We start from the raw sequence: 23,884 nt of genomic DNA on the forward strand, positions 1-23,884 counted from the left end.
GGTTACGGACAGGGAAAAACCACCACGGCCTGCTGCGGGGCAGGGTGATGGCAGACACAGTAGGCAGTGGGACTCACTTGGACTGGGAGGCCTTCAGTTCGGCGAGAACGGCATCGGCATGGCCGGCAACCTTGACCTTGCGCCAGGACTGCACGATGCGGCTGTCGGGGGAAATCAGGAAGGTACTGCGTTCGATGCCACGTACCTGCTTGCCGTACATGTTCTTCATCCTGATCACGTCGAAGGCGCTGCACAGCGCTTCGTCGCCATCGCTGACCAGCGGGAAGTTGAAGCCCTGCTTGGCACAGAAGTTGTCGTGCGACTTCACCGAGTCGCGCGAGACGCCCAGCACGACGGCGCCGGCTTTCCTGAACTTCGGCAGCAGGGCGTTGAAGTCGATGCCTTCGGTGGTGCAGCCCGGGGTGCTGTCTTTGGGATAGAAGTACAGCACCAGCCATTGGCCGGCATAGTCGCCGAGGGTGGCCTGGTCGCCGCCGGACAGGGCCAGCGGCAGGGAGAGGGTGGTGCTGTCCAGGGTGTCGCCGTTGTTCATGAGGTCCTTCTGTCGAGCCTGGGTTCTTGCCATTACAGCTACATGAAACGCCACGCGCCCGTGAGAGACGCGCGAAGAATCAGAACTTCATCGGATCCATGATCGCGTCCAGGTTCAGGTGGTCGCAGAACTCGAGGAAATCGTCGCGCAGCGCGGCGATGTGCATGTTGGCCGGCACGCCGATGGTGACCTGTGCGCTGAACATTTCCGCGCCGGTCTGCATGGCGCGGTAGCGCGTGCTCTGCAGGTTCTCGATGGTGATGCCCTGGCGGTCGAAGAAGTCGGCCAGCTGGAACAGGATGCCCGGCTTGTCGGCGGCGATCACTTCGACGATGTACGGCAGCAGGTTGGACTGCGCCTGCTTGGCGGCGGTGCGGTACCAGACCAGCTTCAGGCCTTCCTCGCGCTCCAGCCGGGTCAGCATCGCCTCAAGCTTGGCCACCGAGTCCCAGGAGCCGGTGGCCAGGGCGGTGACCGAGACATCGCGGCCGACCGTGGCCAGGCGTGCATCCACCAGATTGCAGCCGCTGTCGGCGATGCGGCGGGTGACGGACAGCAGGGGGGACTCCGGATGCGTCGTATAGGCGTTGATCAGGAGGTGGTTTTCGCTCGGCGCGGGGCGCGGGGTGGTGTCGGTCAAGGCGATTCCGGGTAATGCATGCGTTAGTCTGAATGCCCGCCAGAGGCGGGGATCCACCGGTGTCCAGCATACTTGCCCGTGCTTTCGCGCCGCAAGTAACATTCAAGTCGCCCCCGGCCTTTCGTGGCGGGCGTTTTCCCTTCCCAGCCAAGAGCAGCACGTCCTTGTCCCTTTCCGGCCTCATCACCGCGCTGGCGACCCCGTTCCGGGCCGACGGCGCCCTCGATCCCGACGGTTGGCAGCGCCTGCTGCACCTGCAACTGGAAGGTGGCGTCCATGGCGTTGTCGTAGCCGGCTCTACCGGCGAAGCGGCAACCCTCACCGACGCCGAGTACGACCTGCTGCTGGCCAGCGCGGTCGAGCGCATCGGCGGTCGCATTCCGGTCATGGCCGGTACCGGTCTTTCGGGCACTGCCAAGACCATTGAACAGACCCGTCGTGCCGCCGCCCTCGGCGCCAGCCACGCGCTGGTGGTCACGCCACCGTACGTGCGCCCCACCCAGGCCGGCCTGATCGCGCACTACCGTGCGGTGGCCGACCAGGGCGGGCTGCCGGTCGTGCTGTACAACGTGCCCGGCCGTACCGGTTGCGACATGCAGCCTGAGACTGTGGCCGAGCTGGCCAGCCACCCCAACATCGTCGGCATCAAGGAGGCGGTGGGCGACACCGGCCGGGTGCAGGCGCTGCTCGCTCTGCGCAGCCCACAGTTCGCCGTGCTCAGCGGTGACGACGGTACGGCCGCGCGTTCGATCCAGGCCGGTATCGACGGCCTGATCTCAGTGGGTTCCAACGTGCTTCCCGGTGCCTACCGCCGGATGTGCGAGCTGGCCGCCGCACACGACCACGAAGCCACCGCGTCGTGGGATGCGCGCCTGCATCCCTTCCATGATTTCTGCGGCGTCGAACCGAACCCGATCCCGGTCAAGGCGCTGCTGCGCCGCATCGGCATCGGTCACGACCTGCGCCTGCCACTGCTGCCGTTGTCGGCAGCGCATCATCCGGCTGCCGACCATCTTGCCGGCGACATCGCCGCCCTCGAAGCCCTTTCCAGCCACTGACCTTCCGTCTTGGTCTGACCCAGGAGATTCACATGCGTCAATCCGTTTCCACCGTCCGCGTGCTGTCCTATGCCCTGCTTGCCGTGGCGGTCGCTGCCGGCACCACCGGCTGCTTCAAGCGCGGCGCCAAGGGCGACTACGCCCTGGCCCCGGAAATGCGTCCGCTGGAAGTGCCGCCGGATCTGAACCTGCCCAATGCCACCACCGACAACAAGGTGCCGACGTTGGCCTCGGCCACCAAGCCGGCGGCGCCGGTTGCTGCGGCTCCGGCAGCCGGCAGCACCGGTTTCACCATTGCCGGTGGCAAGGATGAAGCCTTCGCCAAGGTCGGTACCGCACTGGAAGGCGTGGAGGGCGTGACCATCGCCAGCCGCGCGCAGTTGCTGGGTTCGTACGACGTGGCCTACGAGGGCAGCAACTTCCTGGTCCGCGTAGTGGCCGTCGATGCCGGCGCCTACATCTCCGCGGTTGACCCGCGTGGCCTGCCGGCCACCGCCGAAGCGCCGGTGAAGCTGATCGCCGCGCTGAAGGCGAAGCTCGCCCAGTAAGGGCTGGTCGGATGGCTGCGGGCCTTGGTCCGCACCCGCTCTGGTAGCGGCCGACCTTGGTCGGCGCTTTTGTGCCAACCAAGGTTGGCACCTACCAGGTTGCGCGGTTGGCACCTGCCGGAGCGCACGGTTGGGGTCTGCCGAAGAACAGAAAAGGGCGCCCATGGGCGCCCTTTTCGTTACCGCCGTGGGCGCTTCTCAGCGCTCCAGCAGCTTCAGCTTGTCCGGCTTGCCATCCCATTCGCCGGCGTCGGCGGGCGGGTCCTTGCGCACGGTCAGCACCGGCCATTCCTTCGCCAGCTCGGCGTTGAGGGCAACGAAGCCTTCCTGTCCGGCAGGAACATCGTCCTCCGGGAAGATCGCATTGACCGGGCACTCCGGCTCGCAAAGGGTGCAGTCGATGCACTCATCCGGGTCGATCACCAGGAAGTTCGGGCCTTCGTGGAAGCAATCCACGGGGCACACTTCCACGCAATCGGTGTGTTTGCACTTGATGCAGTTTTCGGTGACGACAAAGGGCATGGGCTTGGGGGTGGATCGATTCCTGAACCTGCCAATTCTAGAACAGGTTGGCCCCCGGTGTCGGCGCGGGGCGGAGAACGGGCGTCTGGCAGGCGCGACCGTGGGAGTCATTGGCGGCACGGCGGGGGCTGTGCGACGCTGCGGGGCACTCGGTCGCCCACCGTGGCCGGACTCCCTTCCCAGCAGGATCGTCCATGTCCCAAACCCAGCCCAGCACCGCGCCCCATGGCGGTGAGAACACTGCATTCATCGTCCTGATCAGCTGCGTGGCCACCCTTGGTGGATTCCTGTTCGGTTTCGACAGTGGTGTCATCAATGGCACGGTCGATGGCCTCCGCCAGGCCTTCAACTCCAGTGAGGCGGCGCTCGGTTTCGAAGTCGCCTCGATGCTGCTGGGCTGCGCGATCGGCGCCTTCCTGGCCGGGTGGCTGGGTGATCGCCTGGGACGCCGCGGTGTCCTGATCGTGTCAGCGCTGATGTTCCTTGTCTCGGCGCTCGGTGCCGGCGCGGCCCACGCGTCCTGGCTGTTCATCGCCGCCCGCGTGCTGGGCGGTTTCGCGGTGGGCGCGGCCAGCGTGATGTCACCGGCCTACATCGCCGAAGTCGCCTCGGCGCGTTACCGCGGCCGGCTGGCCACGGTGCAGCAGATGGCGATCATCTGCGGCTTGTTTGCGGCCTTCCTCAGCAATTACCTGCTGGCGCGTGCCGCCGGCGCCTCGACCGAGCCCCTGTGGCTGGGCCATGAGGCCTGGCGCTGGATGTTCTGGATGCAGGTGCTGCCCTCGGGGCTGTTCCTCCTGTTGTTGCTGGTGATCCCGGAAAGCCCCCGTTTCCTGGTGTTGAAGGGGCGCCAGGGGCAGGCGAGGGCGGTGCTGGCGCGGCTGTACGGCGAGGCCGCGGCCACGGCCAAGCAGGCCGAGATCGAGGCGAGCCTGGCCCAGGACCAGCACAAGCCGCGCTTCGGCGACCTGCGCAACAAGGCCACCGGCAAGCTGCGCCCGATCCTCTGGGTGGGTATCGGCCTGGCCATGTTCCAGCAGCTGGTCGGCATCAACGTGGTGTTCTACTACGGCGCGGTGCTGTGGCAGGCGGTGGGTTTCTCGGAAAGCGACGCGCTGCTGATCAACGTGTTGTCCGGCGCGCTGAGCATCGGTGCCTGCCTGCTGACGGTACTGCTGATCGACCGCATCGGGCGCAGGCCGCTGCTGTGGATCGGTTCGGTCGGCATGTCGGTGGCGCTGGTGCTGATGGTGGTGGCGTTTGCCAGCGGCAGCCTCGTCGATGGGCGCCTGCAGCTGTCCGATGGCATGGGGCGGCTGGCGCTGGTGGCAGCCAACGTCTACGTGGTGTTCTTCAACATGTCCTGGGGCCCGGTGATGTGGGTGATGCTGGGCGAGATGTTCCCCAACCAGATCCGCGGCCCGGCGCTCGCGGTGGCGGGTGCGGCGCAATGGACCTCGAACTTCGCGATCACCGTGACGTTCCCGATGCTGCTGGCCGGCATCGGCCTGGCCGGCGCCTATGGCATCTACGCCGTCGCGGCGATCCTCTCGATCGTCTTCGTGGTCCGCTACGTGCGCGAGACCAAGGGCAAGGAGCTGGAGCAGATGGAAGGCTGACGGCGACTGGCTTCGGTTGCATTCGTTGGCGCCTCGGTGTCATCGAGGGCGAAGGCGGGGCAGCCCAATCCGGGACACGCCGTAAACCCATCCATGGGGGCTCGATGGCGCCATCCATGGCGCCAACGGTCCCGGCTTGAGCTGCCCCGCCTTCGCGTCAGGCATTGCGGTTCTGGCGGACGCAGGTCTGCGCGTCGGGATTGAATTGGCTGCGGAGGGGCGAAGCTGTTCGTGCCGCCTTCGCGGGAAACTGTCTGGAGGGGGCGGGCCACCCTTTTCTGGACCGTTGGCGCCATGGATGGCGCCATCGAGCACCATGGATGGGCTCTTGCGTGTCCAGAAAAGGGTGGCCCGCCCCCTCCCACGCAGGAACAGGGGGGGGGGCGCTACTGCGACCAAACCGATCGATGCCAATGCAAATCCCGGAAAACAGAAAAGCCCGCACAAGGCGGGCTTTTTCGGTTCCTGCTGCGGCGACTGGCGCTCCCTAGGGGACTCGAACCCCTGTTTTAGCCTTGAGAGGGCCACGTCCTAACCACTAGACGAAGGGAGCGTAACTGTGTCGCTGCCGAGGCAGGAGCGCTAGTATATGCACCTCGATGCCATTGGGCAATCCCGAAACTTCAACCGGAAGCGCCAACATCATTTCCCCTGCTACATCACCGTTCAGCCTGCGCGTCATCCCGCGCGACCAGCACACGATCTCCCGCAAGGACATCAGCCCGAACGCCCTGCGCGTGCTTTATCGCCTGCGCGATGCCGGCTTCGGCGCCTACCTTGTCGGCGGCGCGGTGCGCGACCTGCTGGTCAATGGCCAACCCAAGGATTTCGACGTGGCCACCGATGCCACGCCCGAACAGGTCAAGCAGCTGTTCCGCAACTGCCGCCTGATCGGTCGTCGGTTCCGCCTCGCCCACGTTGTGTTCGGCCGCGAAATCATCGAAGTCGCCACCTTCCGTGCCAACAGCGATGACGGCAGCGGCGACCGCGAGATGGAAAACGGCATGCTCGTGCGCGACAACGTGTACGGCACCATCGAAGACGACGCGGTCCGCCGAGACTTCACCTGCAACGCCCTGTACTACGCCATCGAGGACTTCTCGGTGCGCGACTACACCGGCGGCTTCGAAGACGTCCAGGCGCGCCTGATGAAACTGATCGGCGATCCCGAGCAGCGTTATCGGGAAGACCCGGTGCGCATGCTGCGTGCGGTGCGCCTGGCGGCCAAGCTCGGCTTCCAGATCGAAGAGGGTACCGCCGCGCCCATCCCGCACCTGGCCGGCCTGCTCAACGAAGCCGCGCCGGCGCGCCTGTTCGAGGAAGTGCTCAAGCTGTTCCTGTCCGGGCACGGCGTGGCCAGCTTCGAAGGCCTTGAGCGTTACGGCCTGCTCGACGTGCTGTTCCCGGAGAGCGCCAGGGCGCTGAAGTCCAACCGCACCGGCGCGCTGCGCCGCATGCTGGTCGAGGGCCTGGCCAGCACCGATGCTCGCGTGGCCAACGACGAGCCGGTCTCGCCGGCGTTCCTGTTCGCATTGCTGCTGTGGCCGGCGTTCTGCCGCGCACAGGCGACCCTGCTCAAGCAGGGAGTGGCACCGGAAGAGGCGCAGCGCCGCGCCGCCGACCGGGTCACCGTGCAGCAGCTCAGCACCATCGCGCTGCCGCGCCGCTTCTCGCTGCCGATGCAGGAGATCTGGCTGCTGCAGTCGCGCTTCAGCTCGCGCCAGCGCAAGCGCGTATTCCGTACCCTGACCCACCCGCGCTTCCGCGCCGCGTTCGATTTCCTCAGCCTGCGCCAGGTCGCTTCGTCCGAGCATGCAGTGGATGTCGAGTTCTGGCGCGAAGCACAGGCGCAGTCCGGTCGCGAGCTGGAGTCGTCGCTGGATGCGATGCACAGTGAAGACGGCGATGACGAGAGCGGGGCACCGCGCAAGCGCCGCCGTCGCCGTCGACGTCCCGGTGCTGCTGCGGCGGGCGAGTAAGCGATGACCCTCGCCTGGATCGGCCTCGGCGCCAACCTTGGCGACGCGGCCGCGACCGTGGGCGCGGCGATTGCCGCGCTGGACGGCCTGCCGGGAACGCGCCTGCGACAGGCCTCGCGGCTCTATGCAACCCCGGCCTGGGGCAATGAAGACCAGCCGCCGTTCGTCAATGCCGTGGCTGCGGTCGAAACCACCTTGGCGGCCGATGAGTTGCTGCAGGCCATGCTGGCGCTGGAGCGGGGCTTTGGCCGCGTGCGCGATCCGGCGGTGCACTGGGGGCCGCGCGCGCTGGACCTGGACCTGCTGCTGTATGGCACGCAGGTGATCGACCTGCCCGGCCTGCAGGTACCTCATCCCTATCTGCACGAGCGTGCCTTCGTGTTGGTGCCACTGGCCGAAATCGCGCCTGATCTGGCCATTCCCGGTCATGGCAGCGTGCGGGATGCAGTGGTGCGGGTGGATGCCTGCGGGATTGCGCCGATAGGGTGATAATGACCGGGTTATCTCCCCCGGTTATCAGCACATGAGCACCCACGCAGACAGCAAGCCCTGGACCGTTCCCGCCCTGGCCGAGGCCAAGCGCAATGGCCAGAAGCTGGTCATGTTGACCGCCTACGACGCCGGCTTCGCCCGCACCTTCGATGCCAACGGCGTCGATCTGATCCTGATCGGCGATTCGCTGGGCATGGTCGTGCAGGGTCATGATTCGACCCTGCCGGTGACCGTGGCCGACATGGTCTACCACACCCGCGCCGTGGCCCGCGTGCTGCAGCGTGCGCTGCTGGTGGCCGACCTGCCGTTCGGTGCCGATGCCACCCCGGAACGCGCGCTGGATGCCTCGCTGCAGCTGCTGCAGGCCGGTGCCGAGATGGTCAAGATCGAAGGTGCCGGCTTCAAGGTCGACATCATCCGCTACCTGGTCGAGCGCGAGATTCCGGTCTGCGCGCACCTGGGCCTGACCCCGCAATCGGTGCTGCGCCTGGGCGGCTTCAAGATCCAGGGCCGCGGCGATGCTGCGCGCCAGCTGGTGGAGGATGCCAAGGCCGTGGCCGCCGCAGGCGCCAGCATCATGGTGCTTGAATGCGTGCCGACCCCCGTCGCGGCCGAAGTGACCGCTGCGGTGGATGTGCCGACCATCGGTATCGGTGCTGGCCCGCAGTGCGATGGCCAGGTGCTGGTGCTGCACGATTTCCTCGGCCTGGACAGTGGCCATCGCCGTCCCAAGTTCGTCAAGGATTTCCTTGCCGAAGGCGGCTCGGTGGCCGGTGCCACCCGCGCGTTTGCCGACGCCGTGCGCGACGGCAGCTTCCCCGACGAACAGCACGCGTACGCCCAATGATCCAGACCTTCAACGAGCTCGGCGCGCTGCGCGGGCAGATCGCCCAGTGGAAGCGCGAGGGCCTGCGCGTGGCGCTGGTGCCGACCATGGGCAACCTGCATGGGGGCCACCACTCGCTGGTGGCCCTGGCCCGCCAGTATGCCGACAAGGTGGTGGCGAGCATCTTCGTCAACCCGACCCAGTTCGGGCCGAACGAGGACTTCAGCCGCTACCCGCGCACGCCCGAGGCCGACGTTGCCGGGCTGGAACAGGTCGGCTGCGATGCCGTGTGGCTGCCCAGCGTGGAGGCGATGTATCCGCTGGGCGTGGACAGGACCACGCGCATGCACGCGCCGGGCGTGAGTGAAGTGCTGGAAGGTGCCAGCCGCCCGGGGCACTTCGATGGCGTGTGCACGGTGGTGGCGCGCCTGTTCCTGCAGGTGCAGCCGGACGTGGCCGTGTTCGGTCGCAAGGACTACCAGCAGCTTGCCGTGATCAAGCAGATGGTGGCCGAGCTGTCGTTCCCGATCCAGATCGTCGGTGCGGAGATCGTGCGGGACGAGGATGGCCTGGCCAAGAGTTCGCGTAACCAGTACCTGAGCGCCGAACAGCGCCCGGTCGCGACCACCATCCACCGCACCCTGCTGGGGATGCGCGAAGGCTACGTGGCCGGGCAGGTGCGCGAGCGCATCGAGGCCGATGCCACCGCTGCGCTGCAGGCCGCCGGTTTCCAGGTCGACTACGCCGTGTTGCGCACTCCGGAGCTGGCCGAGCCGACCTTCGACGGCGGCGGCCGGGTGGCGCTGATCGCCGCACGGCTGGGTACCACCCGGCTGATCGACAACCTGGAGTTCTGAACTCCGGCGGCGCCGCGCGATGCATGGGGTCAGATCCCTTTCCCAGGGGAAAAGGGATCCGCCTCCGGTTTCACCGCCTACCTGAACAGGTTGCCGGCCGTAATGCCCGGCGCTGTGCGGGTGCTAGAATCCGCTCTTTCCTTTGCCGTTGCAGCGCCCCCATGCACCTGTCCCTGCTCAAGACCAAGATCCACCGCGCCACCGTCACCCATTCCGAGCTGAACTACGAAGGCTCGATCGCCATCGATGACAACCTGCTGGCTGCCACTGGCATCCGCGAGTTCGAACAGGTGCACATCTGGGACGTGACCAACGGTGCGCGCTTCTCGACCTATGCCATCCGCGCCGAAGCCGGCAGCGGCGTTGTCTCGCTCAACGGTGGCGCCGCGCGCCACGTGCAGGTCGGTGACATCATCATCATCGCCGCGTTCGCCAGCATGACCGAGCAGGAAGCTGACAGCTTCAAGCCGAAGCTGGTGTACGTTGATGGCAAGAACCAGATCACCCACACCAACGACACGATCCCGACCCAGGCCGCATGACAACGAACAACGGATTCGACTCGCTGCATTCCCACGCCCAGCGCCTGAAGGGCGCAAGCATTCCCAGCCTGCTCGCCGCCGAACCCGGCCGCGTGCAGGACCTGGCGCTGCGGGTCGGTCCGTTGTACGTCAACTTCGCCCGGCAGAAATACGATGCCGCGGCGCTGCAGGCGTTGCTGGCGCTGGCTGCCGAGCGTGATGTCGGTGGCGCCATCACCCGCCTGTTCCGTGGCGAGCAGGTCAATCTGACCGAAGGTCGCGCCGCGCTGCACACCGCGCTGCGTGGCGATGTGGTCGATGCGCCGGTGGCAGCCGAGGCCTATGCCACCGCGCGTGGCATCCGCCAGCGCATGGGCGTGCTGGTGCGCGCGCTGGAAGACAGCGGCGTGACCGATGTGGTCAGTGTCGGCATCGGGGGTTCCGACCTCGGCCCGCGCCTGGTCGCCGATGCGCTGCGCCCGGTCACCGGTGCGCGCCTGCGCGTGCATTTCGTGTCGAACGTGGACGGCGCCGCCATGCAGCGCACGCTGGCCACGCTGGATCCGGCGAAGACCGCCGGCATCCTCATCTCCAAGACCTTCGGCACGCAGGAAACGCTGCTCAACGGCCAGATCCTGCACGACTGGTTGGGTGGCAGCGAGCGCCTGTATGCGGTCAGCGCCAATCCGGAGCGCGCCGCCAAGGCCTTCGCGATCGCCGCCGATCGCGTGCTGCCGATGTGGGACTGGGTCGGTGGCCGTTATTCGCTGTGGTCGGCGGTCGGTTTCCCGATTGCGCTGGCAATCGGCTTCGAACGTTTTGAACAGTTGCTGGAAGGCGCGGCGCAGATGGATGCGCATGCGCTGGATGCACCGCTGGAGCGCAACCTGCCGGTGCTGCATGGCCTCACCGACATCTGGAACCGCAACCTGCTGGGCCATGCCACCCACGCGGTGATGACCTACGACCAGCGCCTGGCGCTGCTGCCGGCTTACCTTCAGCAGCTGGTGATGGAAAGCCTGGGCAAGCGCGTGCAGCGCGACGGCCAGCCGGTCACCGTCGACACCGTGCCGGTGTGGTGGGGTGGGGCGGGCACCGATGTGCAGCACAGCTTCTTCCAGGCGTTGCACCAGGGCACCAGCGTCGTTCCGGCCGACTTCATCGGCTGTGTGCACAACGATGATCCCTATACGATCAATCACCAGGCCTTGCTGGCCAACCTGCTGGCGCAGACCGAAGCGCTGGCCAATGGCCAGGGCAGCGAAGATCCGCACCGCGACTACCCGGGGGGCCGGCCGAGCACGCTGATCCTGCTCGACGCGCTGACCCCGCAGGCGCTGGGTGCACTGATCGCCATGTACGAGCACGCTGTGTACGTGCAGTCGGTGATCTGGAACATCAACGCCTTCGACCAGTTCGGTGTCGAACTGGGCAAGCAGCTGGCCAGTGGCCTGCTGCCGGCGCTGCAGGGCGAGGATGTGGCGGTTGCCGACCCGATGACCCGCGAGATCCTGGCGCAGCTGAAGGGCTGATGCCCGGGTAGTGCCGGCCGCTGGCCGGCATTCCGGTGACGTGCCCAGCGTTCATGAGGTTGCCGGCCAGCGGCCGGCACTACCGCGTCACCGGCTCGGATCGCGTTCCGGACTGGGCCGCTTGGCCAGCTTGCGCTGCAGTGAGCGCCGGTGCATGCCGAGCAGGCGCGCGGCGGCCGAGACATTGCCGCCGGTTTCGTGCATCGCCTGCTGGATGTGTTCCCACTGCAGGCGGCTGATCGGCGTCATCGCATCGGGCACTTCCATTTCGCCATCGTCGGCCGGGCCGTCGTCCTCTTCACCGAGGGCGCGCAGGATCATCGGCACCGTGGCCGGCTTCGGCAGGTAATCATCCGCGCCCAGCTTGATCGCCTCCACTGCGGTGGCGATGCTGGCATAGCCGGTCACCAGCAGGATGCGCATGTCCGCGCGCAGTGCGCGCAGCGGCTGGATCAGCGCCAGGCCGGAATCGCTGCCCAGCTTCAGGTCGATCAGCGCGAACGCCGGCGGATGCTGGCGGGCCAGTGCCAGGGCACTGGCGGCATCCTGTGCGGTCTGTGTTTCCAGGCCCTTGCGGGCCAGGCTGCGCTGCAGGGTGCGCAGGTACAGCTCGTCGTCGTCGACCAGCAGACCAAGGGTTGAGGCGCTCATGGGGTTTCCTCGCGTGGGGCCAGCGGCAGGCGGAAGCCGACGCGGCTGCCGGCCCCCTGGGCCGGGCGCATCCACATCTCGCCGTCGAGGCGTTCGATGGTGGCATGGGACAGGGCCAGGCCGACGCCCATGCCCTCGCTCTTGCTGCTGCCGAACAGCTTGCCCGGCAGCACGGCGGCACGGGCGTCGAAACCATGGCCGTAGTCGCGTACTTCGCCGATCAGGTCGTCGCCCTCGATGCGCAGGTCCAGGTCCACGCGCGGCCGGCCGGCCTTCTCGCCGGCATCGGCGGCATTGTTGAGCAGGACCATCAACAGATGGCCTACGCCCGGGTCGAGCGGCAGCCGCAGCGGCGCATCGTCATTGCGGTGCAGGTCGATGGTCGGCCGCACCAGGCGCCATTGTTCAAGTACCTGCTGGGCGCTGGAATGGCTGCGGCCCGGCGCGTCGGCCGAGGCTGGTGCGGCCAGCGCCAGCACACGTTCCCGGCACTGCACCAGCAGCTCGCGCAGGGTTTCCATGTCTTCGCGCACTTCAGGCTCTTCGCTGCGCTCGGCGACATCGTCGGCGAGCAGGGTCATGGTCGCCAGCGGTGTGTTCAGCTCATGCGCGACCGAGGCGGCATGGGTGGCCAGGGCGACGATGCCCTCGTTGCGGGCGAAGCGCTCACGCAGCGCCGACAGTTCCAGTTCGCGCTCCCGCAGGGCCAGTGCCAGGCGGGTGGAGAAGGCCAGCACCACTGTGGCGGAAATCAGGAAGTTGGCGACCACGCCCCAGCGATTGAGGTCCTGAGAGCGGAAGTAGCCGTCCGGCAGCGCCTGCCCGAAAATGCCGCTGGCGGCGTAGCCGAGCAGGCAGGCCAGCGCGACCGCCAGTGCCCAGCGCAGGGGCAGGGCGAAGGCGGCCAGCGCGATCAGGATCAGGAACAGTGAGCTGAACGGGTTGGCCATGCCGCCGCTCCAGCCCACCATCCAGGTCAGGATGATCACGTCCACCAGGATATGGCCGAATGCGGTCAGCGGCGCAGTGTCGGCCGCTTCCGGGCGCAGCTGGGTATAGACGTTGAACAGGGCCAGCACCGCCACGCCGGCCCACAACGGCAGCTGCGGCAACGGCAGGCCCAGCACCCAGGTCGCGACCAGGATGGTGGCGGCCTGGCCGCCTACGGCAAGCCAGCGCAGGCTGCACAGGGTACGGAGAAACGGGGCGTCGGGACCGGTCATTCACGCTCATCGTATGCGTTCATGCGTGTACATGCCTGCGACAATCGGCCGCAGCCGTGCCGCAGGCTGAATGCGAGTCACCCCGAATGCGGGAGTGGGCGGTAGAATGCGCCCATGCACGACGCCGTCACCCGCCCGACTCCCCCCTCCGATGCCACCGCCTGGCCCCGTCGCCAGACCCATGCCGTCCAGATCGGCGGGGTCACCGTAGGCGGAGGCAAGCCGGTGGTGGTGCAGTCGATGACCAACACCGATACCTCCGACGTGGCCTCCAGCGTGAAGCAGGTGGCCGAGTTGTGGCGTGCAGGTTCGGAGATGGTGCGGTTGACCGTCAACACCGTGGAAGCCGCTGCGGCCATTCCGCGCATCGTCGACAAGCTGGCGATGATGGGTATCGATGTACCGCTGATCGGTGACTTCCACTACAACGGCCACCAGCTGCTCACTGCCGAACCGGCATGTGCGGAAGCGTTGGCCAAGTACCGCATCAACCCGGGCAATGTCGGCTTCGGCAAGAAGAAGGACCTGCAGTTCGCCCAGTTGATCGAGTTCGCGATCCGCTACAACAAGCCGGTGCGCATCGGTGCCAACTGGGGCTCGCTGGACCAGGCCCTGGCGGCCAGGCTGATGGACGAGAACAACCTGCGCGAGCAGCCCTGGGACGCCGGCCGCGTGCTGCGTGAGGCGCTGATCCGTTCGGCGCTGGATTCGGCCGAGCAGGCCGTGGAACTGGGCCTGCCGCGCGATCGGATCGTGCTGTCGGCCAAGGTCAGTGGCGTGCAGGAACTGATCGCGGTGTACCGCGACCTGGCGCAGCGCTCGGACTTCGCCCTGCACCTGGGCCTGACCGAAGCCGGTATCGGCAGCAAGGGCATCGTCGCCTCGTCGGCAGCGCTGAGCGTGCTGCTGCAGGAAGGCATCGGTGACACTATCCGCATCTCGCTGACCCCGGAACCGGGCCAGTCGCGCACGCAGGAAGTGATCGTCGCCCAGGAACTGCTGCAGACCACCGGCCAGCGCGCCTTCACGCCGCTGGTCACGGCCTGCCCGGGCTGCGGCCGCACCACCTCCGAGTTCTTCCAGGAACTGGCCAAAGTGGTGCAGAACCATGTGCGCGAGAAGATGCCGCTGTGGAAGATCCACCACCCGGGTGCGGAGAACATGACCCTGGCGGTGATGGGCTGCATCGTCAATGGGCCGGGTGAGTCGCGCCATGCCAACATCGGCATCTCCCTGCCGGGCACGGGCGAGACGCCGGCAGCACCGGTATTCGTCGATGGCGAGAAGAAGGTGACCCTGCGTGGCGACAACATCGCCCAGGAGTTCGTCGCCCTGATCGACGATTACGTCGAACACAAATATGTCCGAAGCGCCGGATAAGCCTGCGATCCTCGCCGCTCCGGAGTCGGCCTCCGGTTTCCGCCACTGGATGGCGCGCAACGCCTGGCGCCTGGTCCTGCTGTTCGGTGGCGTACTGCTGCCGTTGGCGGGCTTCGTCGCCCTGGCTGACGAAGTGCACGAATTTGAATCGTTCCATTTCGATGCGCCGCTGCTGTGGCAGATGCATGGCCTGCATTCGCCATGGCTGGACCGCTTCTTCGTGCTCATCTCGAAACTGGGCTACGAGTGGTTCCTGATCCCTGCTGACGTGCTGATCATCGGTGCGCTGCTGGGCTACCGGCGCTGGCGCGAGGCGACCTTCGTCGCGGTCAGTTTCGTGGGATCGGCGTTGCTGAACATGGGCAGCAAGCACTTCTTCCAGCGCCAGCGCCCCAGCCTGTGGGAGTCGATTGCGCCGGAATCGACGTTCAGCTTCCCCAGCGGGCACGCCATGGGCTCGATGACCCTTGCCGCGACCCTGGTGCTGCTGGCCTGGAATACCCGCTGGCGCTGGCCGGTACTGCTGCTGGCGCCCCTGTTCAGCCTGCTGGTGAGCGTCTCACGGGTCTATCTGGGCGTGCATTATCCCTCGGACATCCTGGCCGGATGGTGTGCCGCGCTGGTTTGGGTGGTAGGGTGCTATCTGGTCATGTTCAGTCGCCGGCATCCTTGGCGACGTCGGGATTCGCCGCCAGCGACGGCCAGCGAAGCATCATCACAGGGGGGGTGACGTGGATGACCCTTCCGGGGCGTCTACGTAATAGATCAGTTGTTTCGTTGCAGCAGGTTCTGCAAGACAGGGGGCAAGCACAACGCGCGTTACTGTGATGCGCAAGGCAGAACGCCTGGATCGCGTCCCGGACGCGCTTGCAGGGGTATCGGCGCCCTGCCTAGCTTGACCTGCAATGGCCGCATTCGAAGAGGTACGTGAATGACGATTCGAGTCTACCTGGTGGATGACCATGCGCTGGTCCGCACCGGGATGAAGATGATCCTGTCGGGGGAGACCGACATCGAGGTGGTGGGCGAAGCCGAGACGGGTGAAGACGCACTGCGCGACGTCCGCCAACTGTTGCCGGACGTGGTGCTGTGCGACCTGCACCTGCCCGGTGTGAGTGGCATGGAAGTGACCGAGCGCATCGTCCGCAGCCACCGCAACACCCGCGTGGTGATCGTATCGGTGCTGGAAGACGGGCCGCTGCCGAAGCGCTTGCTGGAGGCGGGGGCCGCGGGCTACATCGGCAAGGGCTGCGATGCACAGGAGCTGCTGCGCGCGGTGCGCGATGTGGCCATGGGCCGTCGCTACCTGGGCACCAGCATCGCGCAGAACCTGGCCCTGTCGACGGTGGAGGGCAATGGATCGCCGTTCGACAGCCTGTCGCCGCGCGAACTGGAAGTAGCCTTGCTGCTGACCCAGGGCCTGCGCCAGGAAGACATCGCGCGGCGCCTGAGCCTGAGTGCGAAGACGGTGAACACGCACAAGGCGCGGTTGTTCGAGAAGATGGGGATCCACGACAACATCGCGCTGGCGCGCATGGCCAGCCAGTACGGGCTGGTGGATCCGGCGCGGCCGTTGTAAGGGTTTCGGCCAACGGCTGAGCCCCTCGCGGTGGTGCGGTTGGATTTCTGGGGTTGGCCCTGCGGAGGGACCGCGCAGGGGACGCCGTGAATCCATCCCTGAAGGCTCGGGCGCGCCATCCATGGCGCTTACGCCCCTGCGCAATCCCTCCGCAGGGCCACCGACAGTTTCCGTGCGCCGCCACCGCGGAATGAAGATTGAAGAGCAGGAGCGGGTCGCGCGCTGTGCGCGCTCGCAACCTGGGGTCGGATCCCTTTCCCGGCGGGAAAGGGCTCTGACCCCGATCTTCATGTCAGTGGCCGCGCACGCGCTTGATGATCTTCGCGGCGTCGGCGGCGCTGGCGCGCACCTTGTCCCATTCGCCGTCGGCAATCCAGTTGCCCGGCACCATCCACGAACCACCGATGCAGACCACGTTCTTCTGCTCGAGGTACTCGGCGGCGGTGTTCTCGGTGATGCCGCCGGTCGGGCACAGCTTGAGGTCGGCAACCGGGCCGGCCAGTCCCTTGATCATCGCCAGCCCGCCCACGGCTGTGGCCGGGAACAGCTTGCACACGCGGAAACCGCGGGCGTAGAGCGACAGCAGCTCGGTCGGCGTCGCCGCACCCGGCACCACCGGCAGCGGCGCAGCGGCAAGTGCATCAGCCAGCGCCGGCGGCGTTCCCGGGGTCACCAGGAAGTCAGCACCCGCATCGATCGACTGCTGCATCTGCTCCACGGTCAGCACCGTACCGGCACCCACCACCACGCCCGGCAGCTCGCGCTTGAGCATTGCCAGCGCTTCCATCGCCACCGGCGTGCGCAGCGTCAGCTCGATCGCCGGCAGACCACCTTCCAGCAGCGCCGCACTGACCGCTCGCGCCTGGTCCAGCGTATGAATCGTCACCACCGGCAGGATGCCCGCCGCATGCAACAGCTCCGCCGCCTTCACCTGATGTTGTTCGATACCCATGCTTTTGCCCTTGCCTTTGCTCTTCTTGATTCAGTGGCCGCAGCGCAAATGACGCGCCGGGAATTGTCCAAGGGCAGTAGAGCGCCCTGGCCGGGACTGTGAGCGGCATGAATGCCGCGATCGAGCCCCCATGGGTGAGGGCGCTTTGCTTGCGAAGCACCGCTTTGCAAGCGCCCGAACGCCCAACCGCCAGCGGTTGGGCCGGCCCCGTAGGGGGTTTACGGCGTGTCCCGGCCAGGGCGCTCTACTGCCCAAGCCGGAAAGCCTGCCGCGGCTTTTCGCGTCAGGCGTCTTTCGCCTCATGCGGCGCCGCCGCCGCTGCGGCATCGTGCCCCAGCTCATACTCCGCGTCGTACTCCCACGGCCCGCCATCGGCCGCCGCCGGCCCGCACGAAATCGAAATCGCGCCCTGGTCGGCCGGGCCCACCACGCGACGGTTGATCGCGAACAGGTTGCGGCCCAGGTCATGCGCGGCCGGCGCGGTGTTCGGCGCCAGCGGACGTGCTGCCCATTCCGCCGCGTCCACCAGCACTTCCAGCGTGCCGGCCTCGCCGTCGAGGCGGATCATGTCGCCCTCGCGGACCTTGGCCAGCGGGCCACCACGCGCCGCTTCCGGCGTCACATGGATGGCCGCCGGGATCTTGCCCGACGCACCGGACAGGCGGCCGTCGGTGACCAGCGCCACGCGCCGGCCCTGGTTCTGCAGCAGGCCCAGCAGCGGTGCCAGCGAATGCAGTTCGGGCATGCCGTTGGCACGCGGGCCCTGGTAGCGCACCACCGCCACGAAGTCCTGCGGCAGCAGGCCACCGGCGTGCAGCTTGTTCAATACCTGCGGTGCATCGACCACCACCGCAGGTGCTTCGATCGTCCGGTACTGCGGTTTCACCGCCGACAGCTTGATCAGCGACTTGCCGAGGTTGCCACGCAGCAGGCGCAGGCCACCCTGGTGCTCGAACGGATTGTCGACGCCACGAACCACTTCGTCATCGGCGCTGTGTTCCAGGCCCGGCAGGTAGACCAGCCGGCCGTCACGCAGTTGCGGCTCGCGCGCATAGTCGGACATGCCGCCACGCGCGACGCTGACCAGATCGCCGTGCATCAGGCCCGCCTTGATCAGCTCGCCGAACACGAAGGCCGGGCCGCCAGCGGCCGCGAAACGGTTCACGTCGGCCTCGCCGTTCGGGTAGACACGGGCCAGCAGCGGAATCAGCTGCGACAGTTCGTCGAAGTCGTCCCAGGTCAGCACGATGCCGGCCGCACGCGCCACCGCGATCCAGTGGATGGTGTGGTTGGTCGAACCGCCAGTGGCCATCAGCGCGATGACCGCGTTGATGATCGCGCGCTCGTCGATGATCCGGCCCAGCGGGCGGAAGTCGTCGCCCAGTGCGGTGATGTCCAGCGCGCGTTCGGTTGCCTCGCGGGTCAGGGCGTCGCGCAGCGGCGTGCCCGGATTGACGAACGATGCGCCCGGCAACTGCACGCCCATGGCTTCCAGCAGCACCTGGTTGGAGTTGGCCGTGCCGTAGAAGGTGCAGGTGCCCGCACCGTGGTACGACGCGGACTCGGCTTCCAGCAGCTCCTCGCGGGTGGCCTCACCGGCGGCGTAGCGCTCGCGCACTTCGGCCTTCTGCTTGTTCGGGATGCCCGGGGTCATCGGGCCGGCCGGTACGAACACCGCCGGCAGATGGCCGAAGGCCAGCGCACCGATCAGCAGGCCCGGCACGATCTTGTCGCACACGCCGAGGTAGACGGTGGTATCGAACATGTCATGGCTGAGGCCGATGGCCGTGGCCTGGGCAATGACATCGCGCGAGAACAGCGACAGCTCCATGCCACCACGGCCCTGGGTGACACCGTCGCACATCGCAGGGACGCCGCCGGCGACCTGTGCGGTGGCGCCCAGCTCGCGGGCGATGTCGCGGATCTGTTCGGGATAGGTCTCGAACGGCTGGTGGGCCGACAGCATGTCGTTGTAGGCGGTGATGATGCCCAGGTTCGGCGTCACGCCGCCGCGCAGGCGGCTCTTGTCGGTGCCGCCGCAGGCGGCGAACCCGTGGGCGAGGTTGCCGCAACTCAGGCGGCTGCGGAACGGGCCCTCACGCAGGGAGGCATCGATCGCGGCCAGATAGGCGGCGCGCGAGGCGGCGCTGCGGCGGATGACGCGCTCAGTGATGGCTTGCAGTTGAGGATGGAGGCTCATTGGCTACCGGCGTTCATGGTGGCGAGAGGCAAGCGGCGGCACGGCGCCGCCGCCGACATCAATCAGCCCAGTGGACGCGCAGGCGCGCGCCTTCCAGGTTGATCGCATTGAGGATCGGGTACTGCTGGGCGTCGTTGCTGTCCAGCGCCTGGCGCAGTACCTGCAGCTTCTGCTTGCCACGCAGCAGCAGCAGGCGCTGGCGGCACTGGCGCAGGCCGTGCGGGGTCAGCGTGATGCGCAGCGGCCACTGGTTCGCGCCTGGGCAGCCGGTGGCATCCAGCGCGGCATAGGGCAGGGTACTTTCCAGTGCGCGTGCGAGGTCTTTCGAGCCAGGGAACAGCGAGGCGGTGTGCCCGTCGTTGCCCATGCCCAGCGCTACCAGGCTCGGCGGCTGGCTGTGCTGCGCCTGCAGGTTGGCGGTGTACACGCATTCGGGCAGTGGCTTGCCGATCCGTACCAGCGGATCGAAGTGGGCGCCCTCGGTGCGCTTGAGCAGGTGCTCGCGCACCAGCCAGGCGTTGCTGTCGCGATCCTGCGGCGACAGCCAGCGCTCGTCGGCCAGGCTCACTTCAACCCGGTCCCAGTGCACGTCCAGCTCGGCCAGTGCCTGGTAGACCGGGGCCGGCGTGGTGCCGCCGGACAACAGGATGCGGGCGCGGCCCACTTCATTGATGTCGTGGTTGAGGGTGCGTGCCATCTCAGCGGCCACCGCTTCGATCCAGCCGTCGGCGTCGCTGTGCTGGATGAACTCGATGCGGTTGTCGTGGAAGCTGGGGTTCATGCGGCAACTCCTGGTGCGTCACGTTCGGCGTCGGTGGCATAGGCGGCGGCGCCCAGCAGTCCGGCGTGGGGATGCATCACCGCCAACGAGGGCACGCGCGCCATGATCGAGGAGAAGCGGCCCTTGTGTTCGAAGCGCTGGCGGAAACCGGAGTGCTGCAGCGAATCGAGCATCTTCGGGGTCAGGCCTCCGGTCAGGAACACGCCATCCCAGGCGCCCTGGGTGAGCACCAGGTCACCGGCGATGGCGCCGAACACGGCGCAGAACACGTCCACGGTGCGCATTGCCTGCGGATCACCGTGCAGGGCACGGGCGGTCACGTCCACCGGCTGCAGCTGGCCCGGGTCGATACCGGCCATCTCGCACACGGCGCGGTGGATGTTGACCAGGCCGGGGCCACAGATCAGGCGCTCGTTGGAGACGCGGCCGAACTGTTCGGACAGGATCTCGAGGATGCGGATCTCTTCCGGAGTTCCCGGCGGGAAACTGACATGGCCGCCTTCGGTTTCCAGCGGATAGCAGCGGCCGTGGCGCATGATCAGGCCGCCCACGCCGAGGCCGGTACCCGGCCCGATCACTGCGTAGTTGCGCGGCTGGCCCGGCTTGCCCGGAACCCAGGCGGCACCGCCGACCTGGACCACGTCCTCGGGCTGCAGCAGTGAGATCGCCATCGCCTGTGCGGCAAAGTCGTTGATCAGGTGCAGTTCGTCGAAACCGAGCATCGCTGCGGTGCGGTTGCGCGAGATCACCCACGGATGGTTGGTGATGCGCGCTTCATCGCCATCAACGCGACCGGCCACTGCGAACACGCCGCGGCTTGCGCTGGCGCCGATCTGTTCCAGGTGGTGGCGCGCGGCATCACCCAGCGAAGGGAACTCCGCCACCGCGTATTCGCGGATGCTGTCCTTCCGCAGCGGCGCGTCCTGCGAGGTATCGGCCAGGGCGAAGCGGGCGTTGGTGCCGCCGATGTCGGCCACCAGCACCGGCTGCGAGCTGGCGCTCATGCCGACGCTCCGCTGTCCGGTGCGTCCACGCCCTGCGGCAGGAACTCGCCGGCATTGCTCGGGCCCCATTGGCCGGCGGGGTAGGGCTCCAGCGGCAGCTTGGCGTCCTTCCACGCGTCGGCGACGCTGTCGATCCAGGCCCACGCTGCACGCACTTCGTCGTCGCGCACGAACAGCGTGTGATTGCCATTGAAGGCATCCAGGAACAGGCGCTCGTACGCGATGCGGCGATGCAGGCCGGTTGGCACTGACAGTTCCAGTTCCAGCGGATGCAGTTCCAGTGCGCCCCATTCCGGGCCGGCCAGGCTGCTCATCAGGCCCAGTTCGATGTTTTCCTGCGGCTGCAGCTGGAACACCAGGCGGTTCGGTGCGGCCTGCGCGCGCTGCGGGCGCTCGAACAGCCAATGGGTGACCGGCTTCAGCGTGACCACCACGCGGGTGGTGCGCTCGGGCAGGCGCTTGCCGGTGACCAGATGGAACGGCACGCCGCTCCAGCGCCAGTTGTCGATATGCGCGGTGACACCGGCGAAGGTTTCCACGTCGCTGCCTTCCGGCGGCTGGTAAGCCTGCGCCGGCTGGCCGTTGATGGTGCCGGCGGTGTAGCGGCCGCGGATGCTGTCACGCGCGGCGTGCTTCGCGTCGAGCGGGCGAAGGGCGCGCAGCACCTTGACCTTCTCGTCGCGGATGCGGTCGGCTTCCAGCGACGCCGGCGGCTCCATCGCCACCATGCACAGCAGCTGCAGGATGTGGCTCTGCACCATGTCGCGCAGCGCGCCGGAGCGGGCGTAGTAGGCGTCACGGCCGTCCACGCCTTCGCTCTCGGCCACCAGTATGTGCACCGATTCGATGTAGTTGCGGTTCCACACCGCTTCCAGCAGCGTATTGCCGAAGCGCAGCGCGATCAGGTTCTGCACTGCCGCCTTGCCCAGGTAGTGGTCGAGGCGGAACACGCGGTCCTCGTCGATCCACTGGCCGATGGTGCTGATGATTTCCTCGGCGCTCTCGCTGTCGCTGCCGATCGGCTTCTCCAGCATCAGGCGTGCCGGCGCGGCGAGGGCGCCGCCCTTGGCCAGGCCTTCGCAGGTGGAAATGTACAGGCCCGGCGGAATGGCGAGGTAGCTGACGCACTTGCGGTGCACCAGGTCGGAGACCGCAGCGGCAACCGAGTCGACGTCGCGCAGGTCCACCGAACGGTAGTCGATGCGGCGCAGCAGGGCAGCGATGTCGTCCTGCGTGGCCATCGGCATGGCCTGCTGCAGGCGCGGCCGCAGGATGTCATGGAAGGCTTCGGTGTCATGCCCGGACAGGGCCAGTGCGCGGATGCGGAAGTCCTCCGGCAGCAGGCCGTCGCCAAGCAGGCGAAGCAGCGAAGGGAACAGGTAGCGCTGGGCCAGATCACCTGTGGCACCGAACAGGAAGAGGGTGTCGTGCATCGCTCGAGTTTCAGATCCGGGTGACATCGTTGTCAATCGCTTCATGGCTGGGTTCGGGGGACATCCGCGCAACTGCCTGTCCGAGGTTCGTCAGGGGCGATCTCCGGGGTTGCGGAAGACCGTTCCATTCGAAACCACTACCTCGGCGGAACCTTCGTTTAACCGCCGACGCAGATCGGTGCGCACCGATCATCGGATAGTGCCACGTGAAAACGTTTACATGGCAGAATGGGCAACTGTATTCGATTGCAGTGCTCGCCGTCATGCGGCAAGCGCGCAATCATCACTGCCATCGGGAGGGCCGAGGCAGTCCCAAAAGACAGCCCGGCTTCGGGCGGACCGGATAGGTGATATGGCAAAAGTGCAGTTGCAGGGTGTGCGCAAGGTCTATGACAACGGCCAGGTCGCGGTGAAGGACGCCACCTTCGAGGTCGCCGATGGCGAGCTGATGGTGCTGGTCGGTCCGTCCGGCTGTGGCAAGTCGACCCTGTTGCGGATGGTGGCGGGCCTGGAAGAGATCAGCGGTGGCACGCTGACCATTGGTGATCGCGTGGTCAACGACGTGGCGCCAAAGGATCGCGATATCGCCATGGTGTTCCAGAGCTACGCGTTGTATCCGCACATGACCGTGGCCGAGAACCTGGCCTTCGGCCTGAAGCTGCGCGGGCATGACAAGGCAACCATCGACAAGCGCATCGCCGAAGCCGCGCAGACGCTGGGCCTGACCGAGATGATGGACAAGCTGCCCAAGGCGATGTCCGGTGGCCAGCGTCAGCGCGTGGCACTGGGCCGGGCGCTGGTGCGCGAGCCGGCGGTGTTCCTGCTCGACGAGCCGCTGTCCAACCTCGACGCCAAGCTGCGCCACAGCGTGCGCACCGAGATCGCGCAGCTGCACCGCAAGCTGGGCACCACCATGATCTACGTGACGCACGACCAGGTTGAAGCGATGACCCTGGGCCAGCGCATCGTGGTGCTGAAGGACGGCATCATCCAGCAGATCGATACGCCGATGGCGCTCTACGACCGCCCGGCCAACCTGTTCGTGGCCGGTTTCCTCGGCAGCCCGGCGATGAACGTGCTGCGCGGCACGCTGCAGGGCGATGCCGGCGGCGTGAGCGTGGTCGACGGCGAATGGCGTGCCCCCCTGGGCCAGGCGACGATCGATCCGGCATGGCTGCAGAAGCCGATCGCGGTGGGCGTGCGCCCGGAGCACCTGCAGCCGGCGGCTGCCGATGATGCGCATGCATTCACCGCGCGCATCGAAGGCATCGAACCGGTCGGCAACGAGATCTTCGTCAACATGAGCAGTGGCCAGCACGCGCTGACCATGCGCGTGGCACCACAGTCGCTGCCAGCAGTGGGCGAGCAGATACGCCTGGCGATTCACCCGCAGGGCCTGCATTTCTTCAACGCAGAGAGCGGCGAGCGGCTCTGATTCTGTAGAGCCGAGCCCATGCTCGGCTACTTCGTTGCAGTGCGGACCAACGGTCCGCCCCCACCGGGTCGGTCAGTAGATCCACGCCGTGCGTGGATG

At 67.2% G+C, this 23,884-nt stretch carries 23 protein-coding genes and 1 tRNA gene; 13 read left to right on the top strand and 11 right to left on the bottom strand.

Features of this window, described 5'->3' with window-relative positions; genetic code table 11:
• Positions 1-73 precede the first annotated feature (73 nt).
• On the bottom strand, positions 74-553 hold the full coding sequence (locus tag ACSYHF_RS07770; protein ID WP_049411307.1) for a peroxiredoxin: 480 nt from the start codon (positions 551-553) through the stop codon (positions 74-76).
• 79 nt (positions 554-632) lie between these two features.
• Positions 633-1,193, bottom strand: coding sequence for a glycine cleavage system protein R (locus tag ACSYHF_RS07775; RefSeq protein WP_005409051.1), 561 nt, complete (start codon positions 1,191-1,193; stop codon positions 633-635).
• A gap of 164 nt (positions 1,194-1,357) precedes the next feature.
• Between ACSYHF_RS07775 and dapA the strand changes: the two genes are divergently transcribed.
• Together dapA and ACSYHF_RS07785 are read left to right on the top strand one after the other, a co-directional pair.
• Entirely contained in the window at positions 1,358-2,251 is an 894-nt protein-coding gene (gene dapA / locus ACSYHF_RS07780; protein ID WP_061480294.1) for a 4-hydroxy-tetrahydrodipicolinate synthase, read from the top strand.
• 32 nt (positions 2,252-2,283) lie between these two features.
• Positions 2,284-2,799 (top strand): hypothetical protein, encoded by a 516-nt coding sequence (locus ACSYHF_RS07785; protein WP_005416115.1) that lies wholly within the window; start codon positions 2,284-2,286, stop codon positions 2,797-2,799.
• 198 nt (positions 2,800-2,997) lie between these two features.
• Here ACSYHF_RS07785 and fdxA read toward each other — a convergent pair whose 3' ends face one another.
• Positions 2,998-3,321, bottom strand: a complete 324-nt coding sequence (gene fdxA, locus ACSYHF_RS07790) for a ferredoxin FdxA (protein ID WP_005409054.1) — start codon at positions 3,319-3,321, stop codon at positions 2,998-3,000.
• A gap of 194 nt (positions 3,322-3,515) precedes the next feature.
• Between fdxA and ACSYHF_RS07795 the strand changes: the two genes are divergently transcribed.
• Positions 3,516-4,940, top strand: coding sequence for a sugar porter family MFS transporter (locus ACSYHF_RS07795; RefSeq protein ID WP_188248742.1), 1,425 nt, complete (start codon positions 3,516-3,518; stop codon positions 4,938-4,940).
• Between the two features lie 478 nt (positions 4,941-5,418).
• On the opposite strand, the gene ACSYHF_RS07800 is transcribed toward ACSYHF_RS07795, so the two are convergent.
• Positions 5,419-5,493 (bottom strand) — tRNA-Glu (locus tag ACSYHF_RS07800).
• A gap of 52 nt (positions 5,494-5,545) precedes the next feature.
• Here ACSYHF_RS07800 and pcnB point away from each other — a divergent pair.
• From pcnB to pgi, 6 genes are all read left to right on the top strand, one after another.
• Positions 5,546-6,919 carry a polynucleotide adenylyltransferase PcnB gene (pcnB, locus tag ACSYHF_RS07805; protein WP_425605005.1) on the top strand — a complete coding sequence of 458 codons (1,374 nt, stop codon included), beginning with the start codon at positions 5,546-5,548 and terminating at the stop codon, positions 6,917-6,919.
• Between the two features lie 3 nt (positions 6,920-6,922).
• On the top strand, positions 6,923-7,408 hold the full coding sequence (gene folK, locus ACSYHF_RS07810) for a 2-amino-4-hydroxy-6-hydroxymethyldihydropteridine diphosphokinase (protein WP_005416118.1): 486 nt from the start codon (positions 6,923-6,925) through the stop codon (positions 7,406-7,408).
• Positions 7,409-7,442: 34 nt separating this feature from the next.
• A complete protein-coding gene (gene panB / locus ACSYHF_RS07815; protein WP_049439732.1) occupies positions 7,443-8,258 on the top strand; it encodes a 3-methyl-2-oxobutanoate hydroxymethyltransferase in 816 nt (271 codons plus the stop codon).
• The gene (gene panC, locus ACSYHF_RS07820; protein ID WP_338168031.1) at positions 8,255-9,094 is read left to right on the top strand and encodes a pantoate--beta-alanine ligase; all 840 of its coding nucleotides are present in this window, start codon (positions 8,255-8,257) and stop codon (positions 9,092-9,094) included. The genes panB and panC overlap by 4 nt, the downstream gene beginning before the upstream one ends.
• 161 nt (positions 9,095-9,255) lie before the next feature.
• The gene (panD, locus tag ACSYHF_RS07825; RefSeq protein ID WP_005409061.1) at positions 9,256-9,636 is read left to right on the top strand and encodes an aspartate 1-decarboxylase; all 381 of its coding nucleotides are present in this window, start codon (positions 9,256-9,258) and stop codon (positions 9,634-9,636) included.
• A complete protein-coding gene (pgi, locus tag ACSYHF_RS07830; RefSeq protein WP_111129115.1) occupies positions 9,633-11,147 on the top strand; it encodes a glucose-6-phosphate isomerase in 1,515 nt (504 codons plus the stop codon). The genes panD and pgi overlap by 4 nt, the downstream gene beginning before the upstream one ends.
• A gap of 87 nt (positions 11,148-11,234) precedes the next feature.
• Here pgi and ACSYHF_RS07835 read toward each other — a convergent pair whose 3' ends face one another.
• Both ACSYHF_RS07835 and ACSYHF_RS07840 read right to left on the bottom strand, forming a co-directional pair.
• Positions 11,235-11,798 (bottom strand): response regulator transcription factor, encoded by a 564-nt coding sequence (locus ACSYHF_RS07835; RefSeq protein WP_005409063.1) that lies wholly within the window; start codon positions 11,796-11,798, stop codon positions 11,235-11,237.
• On the bottom strand, positions 11,795-13,021 hold the full coding sequence (locus tag ACSYHF_RS07840) for an ATP-binding protein (protein ID WP_005416121.1): 1,227 nt from the start codon (positions 13,019-13,021) through the stop codon (positions 11,795-11,797). Before ACSYHF_RS07840 ends, ACSYHF_RS07835 begins: the two co-directional genes overlap by 4 nt.
• Before the next feature lie 114 nt (positions 13,022-13,135).
• Between ACSYHF_RS07840 and ispG the strand changes: the two genes are divergently transcribed.
• From ispG to ACSYHF_RS07855, 3 genes are all read left to right on the top strand, one after another.
• Positions 13,136-14,401: a flavodoxin-dependent (E)-4-hydroxy-3-methylbut-2-enyl-diphosphate synthase gene (ispG, locus tag ACSYHF_RS07845; RefSeq protein ID WP_049423521.1), complete on the top strand. Its 1,266-nt coding sequence runs from the start codon at positions 13,136-13,138 to the stop codon at positions 14,399-14,401.
• Entirely contained in the window at positions 14,382-15,131 is a 750-nt protein-coding gene (locus ACSYHF_RS07850; RefSeq protein WP_111174923.1) for a phosphatase PAP2 family protein, read from the top strand. Before ispG ends, ACSYHF_RS07850 begins: the two co-directional genes overlap by 20 nt.
• Positions 15,132-15,332: 201 nt before the next feature.
• Positions 15,333-15,980 carry a response regulator gene (locus tag ACSYHF_RS07855; RefSeq protein ID WP_005416124.1) on the top strand — a complete coding sequence of 216 codons (648 nt, stop codon included), beginning with the start codon at positions 15,333-15,335 and terminating at the stop codon, positions 15,978-15,980.
• A gap of 292 nt (positions 15,981-16,272) precedes the next feature.
• On the opposite strand, the gene eda is transcribed toward ACSYHF_RS07855, so the two are convergent.
• From eda to zwf, 5 genes are all read right to left on the bottom strand, one after another.
• A complete protein-coding gene (gene eda / locus ACSYHF_RS07860; protein WP_188239086.1) occupies positions 16,273-16,932 on the bottom strand; it encodes a bifunctional 4-hydroxy-2-oxoglutarate aldolase/2-dehydro-3-deoxy-phosphogluconate aldolase in 660 nt (219 codons plus the stop codon).
• A 283-nt stretch (positions 16,933-17,215) separates the two neighbouring features.
• A complete protein-coding gene (gene edd / locus ACSYHF_RS07865; protein WP_005416126.1) occupies positions 17,216-19,132 on the bottom strand; it encodes a phosphogluconate dehydratase in 1,917 nt (638 codons plus the stop codon).
• Between the two features lie 58 nt (positions 19,133-19,190).
• The gene (gene pgl / locus ACSYHF_RS07870) at positions 19,191-19,913 is read right to left on the bottom strand and encodes a 6-phosphogluconolactonase (protein WP_005416127.1); all 723 of its coding nucleotides are present in this window, start codon (positions 19,911-19,913) and stop codon (positions 19,191-19,193) included.
• The gene (gene glk / locus ACSYHF_RS07875) at positions 19,910-20,917 is read right to left on the bottom strand and encodes a glucokinase (protein WP_005416128.1); all 1,008 of its coding nucleotides are present in this window, start codon (positions 20,915-20,917) and stop codon (positions 19,910-19,912) included. The genes pgl and glk overlap by 4 nt, the downstream gene beginning before the upstream one ends.
• A complete protein-coding gene (zwf, locus tag ACSYHF_RS07880; RefSeq protein ID WP_005416129.1) occupies positions 20,914-22,350 on the bottom strand; it encodes a glucose-6-phosphate dehydrogenase in 1,437 nt (478 codons plus the stop codon). Before zwf ends, glk begins: the two co-directional genes overlap by 4 nt.
• Before the next feature lie 352 nt (positions 22,351-22,702).
• Between zwf and ACSYHF_RS07885 the strand changes: the two genes are divergently transcribed.
• Positions 22,703-23,785, top strand: a complete 1,083-nt coding sequence (locus tag ACSYHF_RS07885) for an ABC transporter ATP-binding protein (protein WP_338168030.1) — start codon at positions 22,703-22,705, stop codon at positions 23,783-23,785.
• Positions 23,786-23,884: the final 99 nt, after the last annotated feature.

Source organism: Stenotrophomonas maltophilia group sp. P373 (assembly GCF_053295075.1).

What these genes read in the sequence shown, in the direction of transcription:
- ACSYHF_RS07770 (WP_049411307.1), bottom strand. Translation starts at nt 553, where the DNA reads ATGAACAACGGCGACACCCTGGACAGCACCACCCTCTCCCTGCCGCTG.
- ACSYHF_RS07785 (WP_005416115.1), top strand. Translation starts at nt 2,284, where the DNA reads ATGCGTCAATCCGTTTCCACCGTCCGCGTGCTGTCCTATGCCCTGCTT.
- fdxA (WP_005409054.1), bottom strand. Translation starts at nt 3,321, where the DNA reads ATGCCCTTTGTCGTCACCGAAAACTGCATCAAGTGCAAACACACCGAT.
- ACSYHF_RS07795 (WP_188248742.1), top strand. Translation starts at nt 3,516, where the DNA reads ATGTCCCAAACCCAGCCCAGCACCGCGCCCCATGGCGGTGAGAACACT.
- folK (WP_005416118.1), top strand. Translation starts at nt 6,923, where the DNA reads ATGACCCTCGCCTGGATCGGCCTCGGCGCCAACCTTGGCGACGCGGCC.
- panB (WP_049439732.1), top strand. Translation starts at nt 7,443, where the DNA reads ATGAGCACCCACGCAGACAGCAAGCCCTGGACCGTTCCCGCCCTGGCC.
- panC (WP_338168031.1), top strand. Translation starts at nt 8,255, where the DNA reads ATGATCCAGACCTTCAACGAGCTCGGCGCGCTGCGCGGGCAGATCGCC.
- panD (WP_005409061.1), top strand. Translation starts at nt 9,256, where the DNA reads ATGCACCTGTCCCTGCTCAAGACCAAGATCCACCGCGCCACCGTCACC.
- pgi (WP_111129115.1), top strand. Translation starts at nt 9,633, where the DNA reads ATGACAACGAACAACGGATTCGACTCGCTGCATTCCCACGCCCAGCGC.
- ACSYHF_RS07835 (WP_005409063.1), bottom strand. Translation starts at nt 11,798, where the DNA reads ATGAGCGCCTCAACCCTTGGTCTGCTGGTCGACGACGACGAGCTGTAC.
- ACSYHF_RS07840 (WP_005416121.1), bottom strand. Translation starts at nt 13,021, where the DNA reads ATGACCGGTCCCGACGCCCCGTTTCTCCGTACCCTGTGCAGCCTGCGC.
- ispG (WP_049423521.1), top strand. Translation starts at nt 13,136, where the DNA reads ATGCACGACGCCGTCACCCGCCCGACTCCCCCCTCCGATGCCACCGCC.
- ACSYHF_RS07850 (WP_111174923.1), top strand. Translation starts at nt 14,382, where the DNA reads ATGTCCGAAGCGCCGGATAAGCCTGCGATCCTCGCCGCTCCGGAGTCG.
- ACSYHF_RS07855 (WP_005416124.1), top strand. Translation starts at nt 15,333, where the DNA reads ATGACGATTCGAGTCTACCTGGTGGATGACCATGCGCTGGTCCGCACC.
- eda (WP_188239086.1), bottom strand. Translation starts at nt 16,932, where the DNA reads ATGGGTATCGAACAACATCAGGTGAAGGCGGCGGAGCTGTTGCATGCG.
- edd (WP_005416126.1), bottom strand. Translation starts at nt 19,132, where the DNA reads ATGAGCCTCCATCCTCAACTGCAAGCCATCACTGAGCGCGTCATCCGC.
- pgl (WP_005416127.1), bottom strand. Translation starts at nt 19,913, where the DNA reads ATGAACCCCAGCTTCCACGACAACCGCATCGAGTTCATCCAGCACAGC.
- glk (WP_005416128.1), bottom strand. Translation starts at nt 20,917, where the DNA reads ATGAGCGCCAGCTCGCAGCCGGTGCTGGTGGCCGACATCGGCGGCACC.
- zwf (WP_005416129.1), bottom strand. Translation starts at nt 22,350, where the DNA reads ATGCACGACACCCTCTTCCTGTTCGGTGCCACAGGTGATCTGGCCCAG.
- ACSYHF_RS07885 (WP_338168030.1), top strand. Translation starts at nt 22,703, where the DNA reads ATGGCAAAAGTGCAGTTGCAGGGTGTGCGCAAGGTCTATGACAACGGC.